The organism is Clavibacter sp. A6099 (genome assembly GCF_021919125.1).
In the GTDB taxonomy this organism is placed as follows: domain Bacteria; phylum Actinomycetota; class Actinomycetes; order Actinomycetales; family Microbacteriaceae; genus Clavibacter; species Clavibacter seminis.
Window position 1 is genome coordinate 2,596,032 of the sequence record NZ_CP083439.1, and the last position, 17,499, is coordinate 2,613,530.

18 protein-coding genes are annotated in these 17,499 nt (G+C 74.9%); 9 read left to right on the plus strand and 9 right to left on the minus strand.

Annotation, left to right across the window (positions count from 1 at the left end; all coding sequences use genetic code 11):
• Position 1 precedes the first annotated feature (1 nt).
• Complete coding sequence (locus tag KYT88_RS12280) at positions 2–1,045, minus strand: NAD(P)-dependent alcohol dehydrogenase (protein ID WP_043583426.1); 1,044 nt, start codon at positions 1,043–1,045, stop codon at positions 2–4.
• Positions 1,046–1,089: 44 nt separating this feature from the next.
• Here KYT88_RS12280 and KYT88_RS12285 point away from each other — a divergent pair, with 44 nt between their 5' ends.
• The gene (locus tag KYT88_RS12285) at positions 1,090–1,665 is read left to right on the plus strand and encodes a TetR/AcrR family transcriptional regulator (RefSeq protein ID WP_043583424.1); all 576 of its coding nucleotides are present in this window, start codon (positions 1,090–1,092) and stop codon (positions 1,663–1,665) included.
• 3 nt (positions 1,666–1,668) lie between these two features.
• Here KYT88_RS12285 and KYT88_RS12290 read toward each other — a convergent pair whose 3' ends face one another.
• Together KYT88_RS12290 and KYT88_RS12295 are read right to left on the minus strand one after the other, a co-directional pair.
• Positions 1,669–2,064 (minus strand): hypothetical protein, encoded by a 396-nt coding sequence (locus tag KYT88_RS12290; protein WP_043583422.1) that lies wholly within the window; start codon positions 2,062–2,064, stop codon positions 1,669–1,671.
• Between the two features lie 20 nt (positions 2,065–2,084).
• Positions 2,085–2,558: a DUF3021 domain-containing protein gene (locus tag KYT88_RS12295; protein WP_081840878.1), complete on the minus strand. Its 474-nt coding sequence runs from the start codon at positions 2,556–2,558 to the stop codon at positions 2,085–2,087.
• A 154-nt stretch (positions 2,559–2,712) separates the two neighbouring features.
• Between KYT88_RS12295 and KYT88_RS12300 the strand changes: the two genes are divergently transcribed.
• Genes KYT88_RS12300 through KYT88_RS12310 form a run of 3 tightly spaced genes read left to right on the plus strand, consistent with a single transcriptional unit; the run spans position 2,713 to position 6,925 of the window.
• The gene (locus KYT88_RS12300; RefSeq protein WP_043583515.1) at positions 2,713–4,110 is read left to right on the plus strand and encodes a 3' terminal RNA ribose 2'-O-methyltransferase Hen1; all 1,398 of its coding nucleotides are present in this window, start codon (positions 2,713–2,715) and stop codon (positions 4,108–4,110) included.
• Entirely contained in the window at positions 4,107–6,710 is a 2,604-nt protein-coding gene (locus KYT88_RS12305) for a polynucleotide kinase-phosphatase (RefSeq protein WP_043583420.1), read from the plus strand. The genes KYT88_RS12300 and KYT88_RS12305 overlap by 4 nt, the downstream gene beginning before the upstream one ends.
• Before the next feature lie 59 nt (positions 6,711–6,769).
• Positions 6,770–6,925, plus strand: coding sequence for a hypothetical protein (locus KYT88_RS12310; RefSeq protein ID WP_156032167.1), 156 nt, complete (start codon positions 6,770–6,772; stop codon positions 6,923–6,925).
• Between the two features lie 6 nt (positions 6,926–6,931).
• Here the strand turns inward: KYT88_RS12310 and prpB are convergent, their stop codons facing one another.
• Positions 6,932–7,846, minus strand: a complete 915-nt coding sequence (gene prpB, locus KYT88_RS12315) for a methylisocitrate lyase (protein WP_043583418.1) — start codon at positions 7,844–7,846, stop codon at positions 6,932–6,934.
• Positions 7,846–9,396, minus strand: a complete 1,551-nt coding sequence (locus KYT88_RS12320; protein WP_043583416.1) for an MmgE/PrpD family protein — start codon at positions 9,394–9,396, stop codon at positions 7,846–7,848. The genes prpB and KYT88_RS12320 overlap by 1 nt, the downstream gene beginning before the upstream one ends.
• 100 nt (positions 9,397–9,496) lie before the next feature.
• On the opposite strand from KYT88_RS12320, the gene KYT88_RS15985 reads away from it, so the two are divergent.
• Complete coding sequence (locus KYT88_RS15985; RefSeq protein WP_081840882.1) at positions 9,497–10,411, plus strand: GNAT family N-acetyltransferase; 915 nt, start codon at positions 9,497–9,499, stop codon at positions 10,409–10,411.
• Here KYT88_RS15985 and KYT88_RS12335 read toward each other — a convergent pair.
• On the minus strand, positions 10,408–10,995 hold the full coding sequence (locus KYT88_RS12335; RefSeq protein ID WP_043583413.1) for a DUF1349 domain-containing protein: 588 nt from the start codon (positions 10,993–10,995) through the stop codon (positions 10,408–10,410). The genes KYT88_RS15985 and KYT88_RS12335 overlap by 4 nt on opposite strands.
• A 260-nt stretch (positions 10,996–11,255) precedes the next feature.
• On the opposite strand from KYT88_RS12335, the gene KYT88_RS12340 reads away from it, so the two are divergent.
• From KYT88_RS12340 to KYT88_RS12350, 3 genes are all read left to right on the plus strand, one after another.
• Entirely contained in the window at positions 11,256–12,788 is a 1,533-nt protein-coding gene (locus KYT88_RS12340) for a tyrosine-protein phosphatase (RefSeq protein WP_237583668.1), read from the plus strand.
• Positions 12,785–13,444, plus strand: a complete 660-nt coding sequence (locus KYT88_RS12345; RefSeq protein ID WP_237583669.1) for a sortase family protein — start codon at positions 12,785–12,787, stop codon at positions 13,442–13,444. The genes KYT88_RS12340 and KYT88_RS12345 overlap by 4 nt, the downstream gene beginning before the upstream one ends.
• A 63-nt stretch (positions 13,445–13,507) precedes the next feature.
• Entirely contained in the window at positions 13,508–14,611 is a 1,104-nt protein-coding gene (locus KYT88_RS12350) for an FUSC family protein (RefSeq protein WP_043583409.1), read from the plus strand.
• Here the strand turns inward: KYT88_RS12350 and KYT88_RS12355 are convergent.
• On the minus strand, positions 14,597–15,598 hold the full coding sequence (locus KYT88_RS12355; RefSeq protein ID WP_051629180.1) for an EamA family transporter: 1,002 nt from the start codon (positions 15,596–15,598) through the stop codon (positions 14,597–14,599). The two genes, KYT88_RS12350 and KYT88_RS12355, sit on opposite strands and share 15 nt — an antisense overlap.
• Before the next feature lie 73 nt (positions 15,599–15,671).
• Between KYT88_RS12355 and KYT88_RS12360 the strand changes: the two genes are divergently transcribed.
• Positions 15,672–16,232, plus strand: a complete 561-nt coding sequence (locus KYT88_RS12360; protein WP_182480750.1) for a CGNR zinc finger domain-containing protein — start codon at positions 15,672–15,674, stop codon at positions 16,230–16,232.
• Here KYT88_RS12360 and rsmI read toward each other — a convergent pair.
• Positions 16,229–17,059, minus strand: a complete 831-nt coding sequence (gene rsmI / locus KYT88_RS12365) for a 16S rRNA (cytidine(1402)-2'-O)-methyltransferase (protein WP_043583406.1) — start codon at positions 17,057–17,059, stop codon at positions 16,229–16,231. The genes KYT88_RS12360 and rsmI overlap by 4 nt on opposite strands.
• Complete coding sequence (locus tag KYT88_RS12370) at positions 17,056–17,382, minus strand: hypothetical protein (protein WP_043583404.1); 327 nt, start codon at positions 17,380–17,382, stop codon at positions 17,056–17,058. The genes rsmI and KYT88_RS12370 overlap by 4 nt, the downstream gene beginning before the upstream one ends.
• Positions 17,383–17,499: the final 117 nt, after the last annotated feature.

Sequence of the window (17,499 nt, forward strand, 5' to 3'; positions counted from 1 at the left end):
CTCAGACGCCGTCGTCGATCCCCGTCATGTCGAGCACGAAGCGGTAGCGCACGTCGTTGCGGCGGAGCCGGTCGATCGCGGTCGCGACCTCGGCCGCGGGCAGCACCTCCACCTCCGCTGTGATGTCGTGCTCGCCGCAGAAGTCGAGCAGGTCCTGCGTCGCGGGTCGTCCGGCACTGCCCGAGGAGGCGAGCCGACGCCGGCCGCCGAGCAGGTCCATCGCCTGGACCCCAAGCGGGCCGAGGAAGCCGAGGACGCACAGCGTGCCGTCGAGGTCGAGCACGCGCAGGTAGGGGCCGAGGTCGTGGGTGGCCGAGACGGTGTCGAGCACGAGGTCGAGGCTTGAGGCGGCGGCCGCCATCGCGGCGGGGTCGGTTGAGACGACCACGCGGCTCGCGCCGAGCCGCTCGGCGTCCGCCGCCTTGGCCGCGCTCGTGGTGAACACCGTCACCTCCGCGCCGAGGGCGCTCCCCAACCGCACCGCGAGGTGGCCGAGGCCGCCGAGGCCGACGACCCCGAGGCGCGTGCCCGGGCCGACGCCCGCGGCCCGCAGCGGCTCCCAGACCGTGACGCCCGCGCACATGAGCGGGGCGACGGCGGCGGGATCCAGCGACGCCGGCCGGCGGTAGACGAAGGACTCGCGGACCACGTAGCGGCCGGACCAGCCGCCGCGGGTCGTGGATCCGTCGACGCGGTCGCGGCCGCCGTAGGTGAGCGTCGGGAACTCGACGCACATGTTCTCGTGGCCGCCGCGGCACATGGCGCAGACGCCGCACGAGTCGACGATGTTGCCGACCGCGACCGGGTCGCCGGGCGCGAAGGCCGTGACGGCGGATCCGACGGCCACCACCTCCCCGACGAACTCGTGGCCGGGGACGAGCGCGTCGTCGCGGCCGTGCTGGTCGAGCGCGTGCAGGTCGGAGAAGCAGACGCCGCAGTGGGTGACGCGGACGTCGACATCGTCGGGACGGAGGTCGCGGCGCGCGATCTCGGTGGGGCGGAGCGGCAGGCCGGACGCGGGAGACAGAAGGGCTGTGGTTCTCATGCCCTTACTCTACCTACTAGTTGGTAGCTACGTATGCTCGATGCATGACCTCGACCGCCGACCGCACGCGCCAGCGCATCCTCGACGCCGCGACGGAGGAGTTTGCCGCCCGCGGCATCGCCGGGGCGCGCGTCGACCGGATAGCCCAGGCGTCCGGCATGAGCAAGCCGATGCTGTACTCGCACTTCGGCGGCAAGGACCGGCTGTTCGACGCGGTGTTCGCCGAGCACGTGATCGCGAACGGCGACCGCGTCCCCTTCACGGGCGACGACCTGCCCGGCTACGCGGCCAGCCTCTACGACGACTATCTCGAGGATCCCGCGCTCGCCCGCCTCGTGATGTGGAAGCGGCTCGAGCGCGACGGCACCGGGTACCTCTACCCCGGCCTCGAGGAGCACGACGCGGCGCACCGGCGCGACATCGTCGCGGCCCAGGCGTCCGGCCGGATCCGCGCGGACCTCCACCCCGACGACGTGTGGACCCTGCTCATCGCCACCGCCGCGAGCTGGGCGCAGATCTCGATCACGACGGTCGCGGCGGCAGACGACCCGGCGGCCCTCCATGCGCGGCGCCGCGCGGCCCTCGCGGCGCACGTGCGCGACGGGCTCTGCGGAGGCTGATCCCTACGGCGCGAGGCGCAGCGCCTCGTCGCCCTCCGGCAGCTCGACGACCACGTCGAGCGCATCCCGGTCGCGCAGCCCGTCGGGCACGTCGAGCGCGTAGCTGGTGGGCGAGAGGTCGGCGGAGCAGGCCGCGCCGCCGGTCTGCCCGGTGAGGACCGTCGAGATGCGCAGGACGTCGTCGTCGACCCGCATCCCCATGGGCGCCGTCGGGCAGCCCGATGAGCCGAACGTCGTGAGCGAGAACCGCTCGCCGGGCTCGATCCATAGGATCACCGCGTCCCCGTCGCGCCCGCCCATGCCCGTGCGCAGGTCGTCCAGCGGCACCTCGTAGGGGTCGCCGATCGGCGTGCGCGAGCACCCGGCGAGCAGGCTGAGCGCGACGAGAGCCGCCGCCACCGCTCGGACACCCGGATGCCTCACCCGCGGGCCTGCGCCCGGGTCGCCCGGCCACGTTCGACCGCCGTCATCACGAGGTACAGCGTCGTCCAGAGCACGAGGCCCGTGGCGAGGAAGATCCCGACGACCGCGACCACGCCTCCCGCGGTGTCCGTCGGGAACCAGCCGCTGAGCAGGAGCGCCGGGAGCACGGTGACGAGCATGAGCGCGAAGTGCGTGACGGATGCCCGGGTGACGCTCCAGCGGTCCACCTGGTAGAGGAGCGAGCCGGCGGCGGTCGCCGCGGCGATGACGCCGACCGCGAGGGTGGAGCGGCCGTCCGCGATCTGGCCGGCGGCGAGCAGGGACGCGCCGATCGCCGACATGACCACGAGCGGGATCCCGCCGAGGAGCGCGGCGCGGAGGAGCAGGCGCGGTCGGCGGCGCGCGGCGGGCGCGCCCGCGGGGCTCTCGGCCGGCGCTGATGCCGGTGCCGGTCTCGGTGCTGGTCGCATGGCTCCTCGTCCCGCCCAGTCGACCACGCGCGCGACGCCGGACGGAACCCCCGATGAGGGGGCCGTGTCGCGCGCCCCCGCGGGGACCCCCCCGATCGCTACGGTGGGTCTCGGCCTCCGCACCGGGTCGCATCCGCCCACCAGGGAGTCCGCCGTGCTCATGACCCTCACCTCGACCGCGCCCTCGGCGTCGGACCTCAGCCACCTGCTCCGCAAGCACCCGGCGAAGGCGCAGTCCTTCGACCTCGCGGTCGGCACCGCGCACGTCCTCTACCCGGAGGCGACCGACGAGCGGTGCACGGTGGCGCTGCTGCTGGAGGTGGATCCGATCGCGCTCGTCCGCTCCTCGCGCTTCCGGAGCTCAGGTGCGTCGAGCATCGCGCACTACGTGAACGACCGGCCCTACGCGTCGTCGTCGATGCTCGCGGTCGCGCTCGGGCACGTCTTCCGCACGGCGATGGGCGGCCGCAGCGAGACCTTCCCCGAGCTCGCGGCGAACGCACTCCCGCTCCGCATCACGGTCGCCGCCCTGCCCGCGCGCGGCGGCGCCGACCTCGTGCACGCGCTGTTCGCGCCCCTCGGCTGGCAGGTGGAGGCGACGCCCGTGCCGCTGGATCCCGCGTTCCCCGCCTGGGGCGACTCCCGCTACGTCGACCTCGTGCTCACGGGCGAGGTCCGCCTCGCCGACGCGCTCCGCCACCTCTACGTGCTGCTGCCCGTGCTCGACGACGGCAAGCACTACTGGGTCTCCGAGGACGAGGTGGGCAAGCTCCTGCGCGCCGGCGAGGGGTGGCTCGCCGAGCACCCGTCGCGCGACCTCATCACCCGCCGCTACCTCGCGCACCAGCGCGACCTCGTGGGCGAGGCGGACGAGCTGCTCGACGCGGGATCCGATGCGCCCGCGGACGCCGCTCCCGCCACGGAACCGCCCGCGCCGCGCTCCCCCTCGCTCGCCCGCCGGCGCGCGGAGACGGTCCACGCCGTGCTCACGGAGCTCCGTGCCCGCACGGTCGCGGACGTGGGCTGCGGATCCGGCGCGCTGCTGCGGCACCTGGTGGCCGATCCCGCGTTCACGACGATCATCGGCACCGACGTCTCCGCGTCCGACCTCGAGGCCGCGGCCCGTCGCCTCGACCTCCGGGAGGCGGGCGACCGGGTGCGCGAGCGGATCCGGTTGCTGCAGTCCTCCGCGACCTACGAGGATCCGCGCATCGCCGGCCTCGACGCGATCGTGCTCATGGAGGTCATCGAGCACGTGGATCCCGACCGGCACGCGGCCCTCGAGGCGAGCGTGTTCGGATCCGCGTCGCCGGCCGCCGTGATCGTCACGACCCCGAACGCCGAGCACAACGCGCTCTACCCGGGCCTCTCCGCGGGCGCCCTGCGCCACCCCGACCACCGCTTCGAGTGGACCCGCGCCGAGTTCGCCGCCTGGGCGCACCGCGTCGCCGGCCGCTTCGGCTACCGCGTGGAGATCCGGCCCGTCGGCGACGCGGATCCCGTCCACGGCTCCCCCACCCAGCTCGCGCTCTTCCGGAAGGCCACGCGATGACCGACGTCACCGATGCCGCTCCCGCGGCGCTCCCCATCCCCCGCATGTCGCTCGTGCTGCTCGTCGGCGCGAGCGGATCCGGCAAGTCCACCTTCGCCCGCACCCACTTCGGCCCGTACGAGGTGCTGTCGAGCGACGTGTTCCGCGGCCTCGTCTCGAACGACGAGAACGACCAGTCGGCGACGTCGGCCGCCTTCGAGGCGCTCCGGCACGTCGCCGCGCACCGCCTCCGCCGGGGTCTGATGACCGTGATCGACGCCACGAACGTGCAGCCCGAGTCACGCCGATCCCTCGTGCAGCTCGCCCGCGACCACGACGTGCTGCCCGTGGCGATCGTGCTCGACGTGCCGGTCGGCGTGTGCGTGGAGCGGAACGCCGCCCGCACGGATCGCACGTTCGGCGCCTCCGTCGTGAAGCGCCAGCACGACCAGCTCCAGCGGTCGCTGAAGGGCCTCGGCCGCGAGGGCTTCCGGAAGGTGCACGTGCTCCGCGGCGTGGACGAGATCGCCGCGGCGCGCTTCACGGTCGCTCCGCTCCTCAACGACCTCCGCCACGAGCGCGGTCCCTTCGACGCGATCGGCGACGTGCACGGCTGCCGCGCGGAGCTCGAGACGCTGCTCGGGGAGCTGGGCTACGAGATCCAGCGCGACGAGCGGGGCCGACCCGTCGACGCCGCGCACCCGGAGGGCCGGCGGGCGGTGTTCCTCGGCGACCTCGTGGACCGCGGACCCGACACCCCGGGCGTGCTCCGCCTCGTGATGGGGATGGTGCGCGCCGGCCACGCCTTCGCGGTGCCGGGCAACCACGAGGACAAGCTCGTGAAGGCGCTGCAGGGGAAGAAGGTGCGGGTCGCGTACGGCCTGGCCGAGTCGCTGGCGCAGCTCGCCGAGGAGGACGACGCGTTCCGCGTCGGCGTCGAGCGCTTCTGCCGCGAGCTCGTCTCGCACCTGGTGCTCGACGGCGGCGACCTCGTCGTCGCGCACGCCGGCCTCATCGAGGCGTACCAGGGCCGAGCGTCCGGCCGCGTGCGCGCGTTCGCGCTCTGGGGCGACGCCACGATCGGCGAGACCGACGAGCACGGCCTGCCCGTGCGCCGCGACTGGGCGCTCGACTACCGCGGATCCGCGACGGTCCTCTACGGGCACGTCGCCGGCGTCGGCACCGAGTGGGTCAACGGCACCATGTGCCTCGACACCGGATGCGTCTTCGGCGGCGAGCTCACCGCCCTCCGCTGGCCCGAGCGCGAGGTCGTCGCCGTGCCCGCGGAGCGCGTCTGGTCGGAGCCGGCCGTGCCGCTGGGGCGCCGGTACGCCTCGTCCTCCGCCGCCGCCGCATCCGGTTCGGGATCCGCCGGGGACGACGAGCGCGCCCCCGGCCTGCTCCGCATCGACGACGTGCTCGGGAAGCAGGTGGTGGAGACGCGCGCCTTCGGCCGGGTCGGGATCCGGGAGGACGCCGCCGCCGGCGCCCTCGAGACCATGAGCCGCTTCGCCGTCGACCCGCGGCACCTCCTCTACCTGCCGCCGACGATGAGCCCGCCCGCGACCTCGTCCCGCGACGACGTGCTCGAGCACCCGGCCGAGGCATTCGAGGCGTACCGCCGCGACGGCCTGGAGCGGGTGATCTGCGAGGAGAAGCACATGGGATCCCGCGCGGTCGTGCTCCTCACCCGCGACCCGGCCCGCTTCGGCGCCCCCGCGGGCTGGCGCGGCGTCGTGCACACGCGCACGGGCCGCCCGTTCTTCGACGCAGCCGACACGGACGCCCTGCTCGCTCGGCTCGACGCCGCCGTGGAGACCGCCGGCCTCTGGGCGGAGCTCGACACGTCGTGGCTGCTCCTCGACGCGGAGCTGCTGCCGTGGTCGGTGAAGGCGGGGCCGCTGATCCGCGACCAGTACGCCTCCGTCGGCGCCGCCGCGACGGCCGCGCTGCCCGCCGCGGTCCGCACGCTCGAGCAGGCAGCCGCCGCCGGGATCGACGTGGCCGGCCTCCTCGACCGCACGCGCGCTCGGGCCGCCGACGCGGAGGCGTACGTGGCCGCGTACCGCCGGCACGCCGCGCCCTCCACCGGCCTCGACGACGTCCGGCTCGCCCCGTTCCAGCTCCTCGCCACCGAGGGCGCGACCCACCTGGCGCGCGAGCACTCCTGGCACCTGGCGCTCGCGGACCGGCTGGCGGTCGCGGATCCGGGCCTCGTGATCCCCACCCGCTCCGTCGCCGTCGACCTCGCGTCGCCGGAGTCCGAGGACGCCGCCACGCGCTGGTGGCAGGAGCTCACGGACGCGGGCGGCGAGGGCATGGTCGTCAAGCCCGTCGCGGGTCTCGTCCGCGGGCGGAAGGCCCTCGCGCAGCCGGGCATCAAGGTGCGCGGCCGCGAGTACCTGCGCATCGTCTACGGGCCCGACTACACGGAGCCCGCGAACCTGCATCGCCTGCGCGACCGCGACGTGGGCCACAAGCGGTCGATGGCGCTCCGCGAGTACGCCCTCGGCGTCGAGGCGGTCGAGCGGTTCGTCGCGGGCGAGCCGACGTGGCGCGTGCACCAGGCGGTCTTCGGCGTGCTCGCGATGGAGTCCGAGGCGGTGGATCCGCGGCTGTGATCCCGGCTGCGTGTGGACGCTCCGGCGCCGCGCGGGACGCCCACGGCTAGCCTCGCCGGATGCCCGCCGCCCCCGCCGCCCGATCCGGCGGGGTGCGCGCGGTCACCCGCGCGGGGCACGTCCTGACGTCGCTCGCGATGGGGATCCTGCTGGCCGTCATGATGCTGGGCCTCGCGCTCGACGGGTCCCTCCGGCGCCTCGACGAGCGCGACTAGCGGGCCTCACGCCCCGCCGCGGTTCCCCTCCAGCGTGAAGGTGAAGACGTCCTCGTCGAACGCGCTGTACCCGGCGTAGTCGAGGAGCTCGTAGAGGCGGGCGCGGGTCTGCATCTCCGGCACCTTCGAGGCGAGCGTGCCCTCCTCGAGGATCGCGTCGAGGCCGCGCTCGGCGGCGCCCATCGCGAGGCGCAGGAGCGACACCGGGTAGATGACGATGTCGACGCCCACGTCGGCGAGCTGCTGCGTCGTGAAGAGCTCGCTCTTCCCGAACTCGGTCATGTTGGCCAGGATCGGCACGTCCACCGCGGCGCGCATCGCCTCGAACTCGGCGAGGTCCGCCATCGCCTCGGGGAAGATCGCGTCGGCGCCGGCGTCCACGAGCGCGCGCGCCCGGTCGACGGCCGCGGCCATGCCGTCGACGCCGCGCACGTCGGTGCGGGCCATGACCAGCAGGTCGGGGTCGCGGCGGGCGTCGACGGCCGCGCGGATCCGCTTCAGCGCCGTCGACTCGTCCACCACCTGCTTGCCGTCGAGGTGGCCGCAGCGCTTGGGGTTCACCTGGTCCTCGATGTGGAGGCCCGCGACGCCCGCGTCCTCGAGCATCTGCACGGTCCGCGCGACGTTCATCGGCTCGCCGAAGCCCGTGTCGGCGTCCACGAGGCACGGCAGGTCGGTGACGCGCGCGATCTGCTGCGAGCGCCCGGCCACCTCGGTGAGCGTGGTGAGGCCGATGTCCGGCAGGCCGAGATCCGCCGAGAGCACGGCGCCCGAGATGTAGACGCCGTCCATGCCCTTGTCCTGGATGAGGCGGGCCGACAGCGGGTTGAACGCACCGGGCATCCGGAGCAGCTCCCCGCTCGCGAGCCGCTCGCGGAACGCGCGGCGCTTGGCGGCGGAGGTGAGGTTCGAGTGCAGCACTAGAGGAGTCCCTTCGGGGAGCCGGCGCCGTCGAGGAGGCCGGGCCTGGCGGTCACGGTGAGGCCGGCGAGCTCGTCGGCGCCGAGCTCGGGCAGGCGCTCGACGAGCGCGAGGAAGCGGTCGACCTCGCTGTCCTCCAGCACTCCGTCGGCGAGCGTGCGGAGCTTGGCGACGTAGTCGGCGCGCGCGAACGGCCGGGCACCGAGCGGGTGCGCGTCGGCCACGGCGATCTCGTCGACGATGGTCGAGCCGTCCGTCAGGCGGATCTCCACCCGGCCGCCGAACGCCTTCTCGGCCGGGTCCATGGAGTGGTACCTGCGGGTCCACTCCGGGTCCTCGGTCGTGGTGACGCGGCGCCACAGGTCCACCGTGTCGGGGCGGCCGGCGCGCTCGGGCGCGTACGAGTCGACGTGGTGCCAGGCGCCGTCCTGCAGCGCGACGGTGAAGATGTACGGGATCGAGTGGTCGAGCGTCTCGCGGCTGGCGCGCGGGTCGTACTTCTGCGGGTCGTTCGCGCCGGATCCGATGACCACGTGCGTGTGGTGCGAGGAGTGGATGAGCACGCGGTCGATCGCGTCCGCGTCGGCGAGCACCGGGTGCGCGTGGTGCAGCCGGCGCGCGAGGTCGATCCACGCCTGCGCCTGGTACTCGGCCGAGTGCTCCTTCGTGTACGTGTCGAGGATCGCCCGCTTGGCCTCGCCCGGCGCGGGCAGCGGCACCTCGTAGGAGGCGTCGGGGCCGTCGAGCAGCCACGCGATCACGCCGTCCTCGCCCTCGTAGATCGGGGTCGGGCTCGTCTGGCCGCGCATCGCCCGGTCGATCGCCTCGACGGCCATCTTCCCCGCGAACGCGGGCGCGTGCGCCTTCCACGTGCTGATCGCGCCCTTGCGCGACTGGCGCGTGGCGGTCGTGGTGTGCAGGGCCTGGCCGACGGCCTGGAAGACGGTCTCCTGATCCAGCCCGAGGAGCGTGCCGATGCCGGCGGCCGCCGACGGGCCGAGGTGCGCGACGTGGTCGATCTTGTGCGCGTGCAGGCTGATGGCCTTCACGAGGTCCACCTGGATCTCGTAGCCGGTCGCGATGCCGCGGATCACGTCGGCGCCCGTGAGCGCACGCCCGTCGGGGCGGCCGGCCGCGGCGGCGTGCTGCGCGGCCGCGAGGATCGGCGGGATGTTGTCGCCCGGGTGCGAGTACTCGGCGGCGAGGAACGTGTCGTGGTAGTCGAGCTCGCGCACGGCCACGCCGTTCGCCCAGGCCGCCCACTCGGCGCTGACGCGGGTGGCGGGATCCGCGCCCACGACGGTCGCGCCCGCGCCGCCCGTGGACGGCCCGTGCGCCAGGGCCTGCGCGCGCGCCGCGACGACGGGCGCGCGGGTGAGCGATGCGGTCGCGACGGCCGCGTTGTCGATGATGCGGTTGACGATCATCTCGGTGACCTCGGCGTCGACCTCGACCGGGTCCGCGGCGACGGCGGCGATGCGCCCCGCCAGCTGCTCCCCGGGAGGCAGGGCCTCGTCGCTGCGGTGGACGCGGACGCGGTGGATCTGCATGCTCTTCCTCACGGTCGGGCGCCTGTCGCGGAGGGCTCGTGGCCTCGTCCGCGCGGCACCGGTCCAGCGTATCCACCGCCGGACGCTCCTACGCTGGGGCGTGCCCACCGTCGCCCCGGAGTCCCCGCGCCAGGACGACGTGCTGCCGCTGCTGCGGCAGGCCGACGAGTTCGCGCTCGCCCTCTACCCGGCCGAGAACTACCACGCGCTCGACGTCACCGATCTCGAGCGGCCCGGCGTCACGTTCCTCGTGGCGCGCGAGGACGGCCGCGCGCTCGGCACGGCGGCGGTCGTCGACGCGGGCGACGGATCCGCGGAGCTGAAGCGCGTGTTCGTCACGGACGCGGCGCGCGGCCTCGGCGTCGGACGCGCGCTCCTGGTCGCCGCGGAGGAGCGCGCCCGCGCGCTCGGCGCGACGACCATGCGGCTCGAGACCGGCCTGCCGCAGACCGCCGCCATCGCCATGTACGAGCGCGGCGGCTACCGGCACGTGCCGCGCTTCGGGCCGTACGCCGAGGATCCGACCAGCGTCTGCATGGAGCGGGACCTGCACGCGGATCCCGGGCTGCTCCCCCGCTGGATCCTCCGCCCCGCCCTCCCGGACGACGCGACGTGGATGGCCGAGCTCCGCGCCGTCGCGCTGCGGGCCGACCTCGAGCGCCTCGGGCGATGGGATCCGGTGCGGGTCCGCCGCCGCTTCCTCGACGGCTGGGCACCCGAGCGCACCTCGGTGATCCGCGTCGGCGGCCACGACGTCGGCCTCATCGCCTGCCGCGACGAGCCCGACGCGCACTGGATCGAGCACTTCTACCTGGATCCCGCGGTGCAGGGCGCGGGGATCGGCGGCGAGGTCCTGCGCGATCTGATGGCCCGGCACGACGACGACCGCCCGTTCCGCCTCGACGTGCTCCAGGGCAGCGCCGCGCGGCGGCTCTACGAGCGCGCGGGGTTCCGGGTCGAGCGCGAGGATGCGGTGGACGTGTGGCTGGTGGCGCTGTCCAGCCTCACGACCTAGTCGCTGGGGTGCAGACCGGCGTCGGCCGGCCCGGTCCTCCACGCGGTGAAGTGGACCGTGAATCCCGCGCGCGTGGGCGCGCAGCACATCGGGCCCGCGGTCACGGCGGCATCGGGATCGAGGGGTGCCACCCGCACGAGTCGCCACGGCTCGTCGTCCACCCGTGCGCGGACCGTCAGCGCGTCGCCGGAGCGGCTGGCGCGGATCGTGACGAGCCGGCCGTACCAGTCGGGGACGGGCGCCAGCGACCAGTCGGACATCCCGCGGGTGACGACCGCGCCGAGGCCGTCCTCGCCGTCGCTGCGCTCGACGCCGGCCTTGATCCACGTGCTCTCGTCGACGCGGACGAAGATGCCGGCCTGGTCGAACTGGGCGGAGAGGTCGAGCCGGAACGACACCTCCATCGCCGCGCCCTGGTCGAAGGGCACGAGGAGGGCGTGCTCGGTGTCGTGCACGAAGCCGTAGGAGGTGATGCGCCAGGCATCGCTGCCCTCGACGGCGGTGACGCGCATCCCGTCGTCGACGACCGCCACGTGGGCGGGCGCGTTCGTCCAGGAGCCGGAGTTCCAGTCGATGTCGGTCATGGCCCGAGCGTACGCATCCCGCCATCCTCGGTCGGGTCCATCACCGCGTCCCGCACCGCCGAGAGCGAGCACTCGAGCGCGGGGCGCCCGTCCGCATCCCTAGAGCCGCTGCGCCGCCCGACCGGGAGTTCACGGAAGCAGAACATCCCGTTCATGCACGGGGCCGCGCCGCGCCCCATGATCCTGATGCCGATCTCCCGCGCGCCTGCGCGGACCGGCCTGCGCGACCCCGCGCGCATCCCCCCTCGAGAAGGACGAACGTGACGATCACCCCTGCCCGCCGTGCCGCCCCCGCGCGCATCGGCGCCCTCACCGCGGCAGCCGCTGCCGTGGTGCTCTCCGTCGGCATCGGCGCACCCGCCGCGCACGCCGCCGCCGACCCCGCGCTCCAGCCCGCGCCGACCGCGAGCGACCACCTCATCACCGACGTGCCCGGCCTCGTCAACGGCCGCGAGCTCGGCGCGTTCACCGGTCTCGACGGGCGCACGGTCGCCGCGAGCCGCCTGATCCGCACGGAGTCGCTCGACAAGATCACCGCGGCCGGCGCCGCGACGCTCGCGAGCGTGCACCACGTCGACCTCGTGATCGACCTGCGCACGCCCGGCCAGATCCAGGCGAAGCCCGACGTGCCGATCCCGGGCGCGAAGACCGTCGCCATCTCGATGTTCGGCGCCGACGGCGACTACCCGGACGACACGGTCATGTACCGCGACCTCATCGACAAGGGCCACGTCGACGCGGCGGACCCGGGCGTGATGATCAGCGCGTACCGCAGCATCCTGCGGGCCATCGCGTCGCACACCGGCAACGGCACGATCCTCATCCACTGCTCGCACGGCATGGACCGCACGGGCACCGTCATCGACCTGCTCGACCGGATCCTCGGCGTCGGCAGCGCGGACATCCTCCACGACTACCTGCTCTCGAACACGCAGCTCGGCGTCGACTGGGCCAAGCCCGCGCTCCTCCAGGGCACCTTCGAGGCGGGCATCGCGTCGCGCTACGCGGGGATGGACTCCTACATCCGCACCACTCTCGGCGTCGACGACCAGGAGATCAGCGCCCTCCGCGCGCAGCTCCTCGTCTCGGACGACGCGGCAGCCGCCTCCATCACCGTGGGCGGCGTGACCGTGCCGCTCGGCGACGCGGCCGGATCCGCCGGGGCCGTCGTGCCCGTCGGCCTCCCCGCACTCACGGCCGCCGACGTCCACGTCACCACCGCGGACGGATCCGCCACGTCGTCCGTCGCGGTCGACGGGCGCACGGTCACCGTCACGGTGACCGCGGCGGACGGGCGCACGACGCGCACGTACCGGATCACGGCCGGGCTCGCGGAGATCGCGCTGCCTGCGGGATCCGCGCCGACCGCGGGCGGCACCGTCGCGTTCCGCGCCGCCGGCCTCACCCCGGGCGCGACCTACCGCGTCATCCTGCACTCCACGCCGACCGACGTCGGATCCGTCACCGCGGCATCCGACGGCACCGCGTCGGGCACCGTCACGATCCCCGCGGGCACCGACCCCGGCACGCACACGCTGACCCTCGTGGACGCGCAGGGCCGGGCGGTCTCGGATCCCGCGACCATCACCGTGAGCGCCGCCGCCGCCGTCTCCGCCGTCACGGCGACCGCGACCGGCGCGCGCCACGCGGGCCCCGCGGTCGCGACCGGCGGCGCGTCCGTCGCCGCCGACCCGTGGCCGGGCCTCGCGCTCGCGGCCCTCGGGCTCGCGGGACTCGCGGCGATCGCGGGCCGCACGGTCGCGCGCCGTCGCGCCGCGCTGCGCAGGCCGTGACGACCGACGTGACCACGGATGGCCGAACGACCCGGCGGCGGATCCTCACCGCCGCCGGCGTCGTCGTCGCGTCCGCGGCCGTCGTCGCGGGCGCGCTGGCCGCGGTCGGCGGCTGGCCCGCCGCCTCCGGCCTCCCGCGCGACCTCGCGGGCGCCCCGGTGCAGGCCGACGTGCCGGCGCCCGCGGCGAGCGCCGACGCGGCCACGTCCGTCGACTCCGGCCTCGGTCGGTTCCGCGCCCCCTCGGTCGGGCTCGACGTGCCGCTCGGCGCGGTGGACGTGGTCGGCGGCGTCGTGGATCCCCCCGGCTTCTCCTCCGCGTACCGCGTGCGCGACCTCGGCGTCGCGCCCGAGGACGCCGCCTCCGGCACGGTGTTCGTCGTGATGCACTCGGTGCGCGGCGGCGGCACCGGCCCCGGCGACCTGCTCATCGACGACCGGGCGGGCAGCGCGAGCGTCGCCCCCGGCGCGGTGATCGAGGTGGCGGGCGTCGACTACTCCGTGGGATCCAGCCGGGCGGTCGCCAAGGGCGCGCTCCCGGACGACGCCGAGGTCTGGGCGGACACCCCCGGCCGGCTCGTCGTCATCACGTGCCTCCAACGTCCGGACGGCAGCCCGTCGCGCGACGACATGGTGATCGAGGCAACGCGCGCCTGATCCCGGCGGGAGCGCGCGACGGCCGACGCGGTCGCGCGCTCCCCGCCTCGCTAGCCTCGGGACATGGGGATGGACAGCGCACGGCACGAGGTCGCGCGCGCCTGGCACGCCGCCGTCTCCCCCGACCGGCTGCTGCTCGCCGCCAAGACCGCGCTCGCGGTCGGCATCGCGTGGGCCGTCGCGCCCTACGTGCCCGGGGTCGCGAACGAGTACCCCTACTACGCGCCGCTCGGCGCGCTCGTGAGCATGTACCCGACGCTCATGGGATCCGCGCGCACCGGCCTCCAGACGCTCCTCGGCCTCGCGGCGGGCATCGTCCTCGCGACCGCCGTGATCGTCACCACCGGCCCCTCGTGGTGGTCGATCCCCGTGATCGTCGGCATCGGCGTGATCCTCTCCGGCTCCGGCTGGTTCGGCGCGGGACGCGAGTACGTGCCGATGGCGGCGCTGTTCGTGCTGATCATCGGCGGGCAGGACGCCGACACGTACTCGCTCGGCTACCTCGTGCAGATGGCGGTCGGCGTGGTGACCGGGCTCCTCATCAACGTGCTCATCGCCCCGACGCTGTCGAGCGGGCGCGCGGCGGCCCGGATCAGCGCGTTCCAGCGCGAGGTCGCCCAGCGGCTGCGGGAGGTCGGCGACGCGGTCGAGTCCGACTCCCCGCCCGCGCACGCCGACTGGATCCGCGCCAGCGAGGACCTCGCCGGCACCGCGCGAGCCGTCCGCGCCGACCTCCGGGAGGCCGACGAGAGCCGCAAGGGCAACCCGCGCACGCTCGTCGACAAGCGCGACGTGCGCATCGACCACGCCCGGCTGGAGGCGATGGACCAGATCGTGTTCCACGTCCGCGACATCTCGGCGGCGCTCGCGGACACCATCTGGGAGCAGCGCGGATCCCTCGGCCTCGACCACGGGATCGCCGCTCCCATCCGCGACGCGTGCCACGCGGTCGCGGGCGTCCTCGACCTCGACGACCCGGACTCCCCCGAGCGCCACCGCGCGATGGGCGAGGCGGCCCGGCAGGTCCGGCTGCTCGTGGAGGCGGTGGACCGCCAGTCGCAGGAGCTCGGTCGGGCGATGGGGCCGGGCGTCCTCACGGCGATGCACCTCAAGCGCGTGCTGCGGCACCTCGAGCCGGTGGACGCGGCGGAGTCACCGGCCCCGTAGCGCGGGGTCGGGCCCGGCCTCCTCCGCGCCCTCCGCCGCTGCCGCCGCGGATCCCGTCTCGCCGCCGACCGGCAGCGCATCCGCCCGCGCGTCGAACCGCACCGCGACGATGCCCGCGACGATGAGGACGCCGCCCACCAGCTGGAGCAGCGTCAGCGCCTCGCCGAGCAGCAGCCAGGCCCAGGCGCCGGCGGCCGCCACCTCGAGGAGGCCGGTGAAGGACGCGAGGCGGGATCCGAGCATCGCGCCCGCCGTGATCCCCGCGCCGTACGCGAGCGCCGTCGCGACCACGCCCACCACGAGCATCGGCACCCACCACGGCACGACGCTGCCGAGCATCACGACGTCGGCGACGGATCCCGTGAACGGCAGGATCCCGGTCGCACCGACCAGCGCCAGCAGCACCGCCGCGACGAGCAGCCCCGCGGCCGCGAGCGCCACCGGCGGCAGCCCGTCCGCGCCGCGGGCGGCGATCGCGAAGTAGCCGGCGCAGCCGACCATCGCGCCGAGCGCGAAGAGGAGGCCGACGGGATCCAGCGCCCCGCCACCCGACGGCGACACCACGAGCGCGAGCCCGCCCGCCGCCGCGACGGATCCGAGGAGCACCGGCACCGCGGGCCGCCGCCGGCTCAGCGCCCACGCCACGGCCACGAGCAGCAGCGGCGCCATGAACTCGATGAGGATCGCCGTGCCGACGGGGATCCGCTCGATGGCCGCGAAGTACATGACCTGCGCGCCCGCGACGCCCACGAGCGCCATGCCGAGCACGCGCCGCCACGCCCGCAGCACCGGGCGCAGGTCGCCGCGCAGCTGCACGAGCGCGACGGGCGCGAGGATCAGCCCGCCGACGAGCGCCCGCAGCGCGACGGCGGCGACAGGGCTCCACCCGGCCTCGAGCAGCGGCTTCACGAACGCGCCCGACAACCCGAAGGAGCAGGCGGCGACGATCGCGAGGACGAATCCGGTGGTCAGGTGGCGTCGATCCATGGTGCGCTCGTCTCGTCAGGGGCCATGCGGCCTACGGTCCTGACGTTAGACTCGTCATGGATAAGGAGTCAACTTGCTTTTCACCCCTGACACGGAGGACGTGCTCACGTTCGACGCCGTGATCCTCAACACGGCCCCGCGCGCCACCCGATCCGGCGACGACCTGCTGGCGACGCCCGAGCAGCTCGCCGACCTGATGACCCGCAGCGGCTTCTCCGGCCGCTTCGACCGCGACGAGCGCGAGCTCCGCGATGTCCACCGCGCCCGCACGAGCCTCCGGGAGCTGTGGGGCCTCGACCGCGACGCCATGGTGGATCCCGTCAACGAGCTGCTCGCCCGTCACCACGCGGCACCGCGGCTCGTCCGGCACGACGCCCTCGACTGGCACCTGCACGCGACGCCGGAGGACGCGCCGCTCGCCGACCGGATCCTCGTGGAGGCCGCCATGGCCCTCGTCGACGTCGTGCGCTCCGACGCCACCGACCGCCTCCGCGAGTGCGCCGCCGACGACTGCGACGGCGTGCTCGTCGACCTCTCCCGCAACGGGTCGAAGCGGTTCTGCAGCGTGCGCTGCGGCAACCGGATGAACATGGTCGCGTTCCGGGAGCGCCGGGCGGCGGATCCGGTCGGCTAGGCGCCTTCGGGTCGGCGCGCGGCGAGCGCCGCCTGGTACAGGTCGCGCTTGCCGAGGCCGGTCGCCTCGGCGATGGTGCCGGCCGCGTCCTTGAGGCGCGCGCCGTCGGACACCAGCTCGAGCACCTGCGCCACGCCGGTCGCGAGATCCACCTCGAGCGCCGCGGCGCCCTCCGCCACCACGACGATCTCGCCGCGCACGCCCTCTGCGGCCCAGGCGGCGAGCTCGGCGGCGGATCCGCGGCGCACCTCCTCGTACAGCTTCGTGAGCTCGCGGCACACGACGAGCCGGCGGTCGGGTCCCCACTCGGCGACGACGTCCTCGAGCGACGCCTGCAGCCGGTTCGGCGACTCGAAGAAGACCATGGTGCGGCGCTCGCGCACGAGCTCGCGGAGCACGCGGCGGCGGTCGCCGCCCTTGCGCGGCAGGAAGCCCTCGAACGTGAAGCGGTCGGTGGGGAGGCCGGAGACGGCGAGCGCGCTCAGCACGGCGCTCGGTCCGGGGATCACCGTGACGCGGACGCCCGCCGCGGCCGCCGCCTCCACCAGGTGGAAGCCGGGGTCGGAGATCGCGGGCATGCCGGCGTCGGAGAGGACGAGCACGTCGGTCTCGCGCGCCAGCTCGACGAGGTCGGCCGAGCGCTCCTGCTCGTTGTGGTCGTGCAGGGCGATGAGGCGCGGCCGGTTCTCGACGCCGAGCGCGCCGAGCAGGCGGATGGTGGTGCGGGTGTCCTCGGCGGCGATGACCGTGGCGGACGACAGCGCCTCCACGAGCCGCCGCGACGCGTCGCCCAGGTTGCCGATGGGGGTCGCGCCGAGGATGATCACCGGTCGATCATCCCATCCGGGGCGGGGCGGCCCGGGCCATCCCCGTCCGGGTCAGGCAGGCCGGAGCGGTCGCCGACGTGGGGAGGATCGTCGACCTCGGCGTCGCCCGGGTCGCTCCAGCCGCGGATCCAGTTCACGATCCCGCCGCCGATAGAGACGAGCCCGAGGGGCACGCCGAGCAGGACGATGGTGTCGAAGCGCCCTCCGTTGCTGATCTCCCCGAAGGCGCCCGTGAGGCCGAGCACCGAGACGACGCACAGGACGACGCCGAGGATCACCAGCCCGAGGGTCTCGTTCCCGCGCGACCCCTTCCGCAGGAACACGGGTCAGCGCACCGCGGGCGCGTCGGGGTCCGCGGCGGCGGGTGCGAGCGCGGAGACGCGGCGGGGATCGAGGAGGGGCACGGATCCAGCCTGGCACGGCGGGCGCGGGCGGCGAGG

Coding starts and splice junctions, on each gene's coding strand:
- KYT88_RS12355 (WP_051629180.1), bottom strand. CDS start 15,598: ATGGATCGACGCCACCTGACCACCGGATTCGTCCTCGCGATCGTCGCC.
- KYT88_RS12280 (WP_043583426.1), bottom strand. CDS start 1,045: ATGAGAACCACAGCCCTTCTGTCTCCCGCGTCCGGCCTGCCGCTCCGC.
- KYT88_RS12335 (WP_043583413.1), bottom strand. CDS start 10,995: ATGACCGACATCGACTGGAACTCCGGCTCCTGGACGAACGCGCCCGCC.
- KYT88_RS12305 (WP_043583420.1), top strand. CDS start 4,107: ATGACCGACGTCACCGATGCCGCTCCCGCGGCGCTCCCCATCCCCCGC.
- KYT88_RS12310 (WP_156032167.1), top strand. CDS start 6,770: ATGCCCGCCGCCCCCGCCGCCCGATCCGGCGGGGTGCGCGCGGTCACC.
- KYT88_RS12320 (WP_043583416.1), bottom strand. CDS start 9,396: ATGCAGATCCACCGCGTCCGCGTCCACCGCAGCGACGAGGCCCTGCCT.
- KYT88_RS12295 (WP_081840878.1), bottom strand. CDS start 2,558: ATGCGACCAGCACCGAGACCGGCACCGGCATCAGCGCCGGCCGAGAGC.
- KYT88_RS12285 (WP_043583424.1), top strand. CDS start 1,090: ATGACCTCGACCGCCGACCGCACGCGCCAGCGCATCCTCGACGCCGCG.
- KYT88_RS12350 (WP_043583409.1), top strand. CDS start 13,508: ATGGGGATGGACAGCGCACGGCACGAGGTCGCGCGCGCCTGGCACGCC.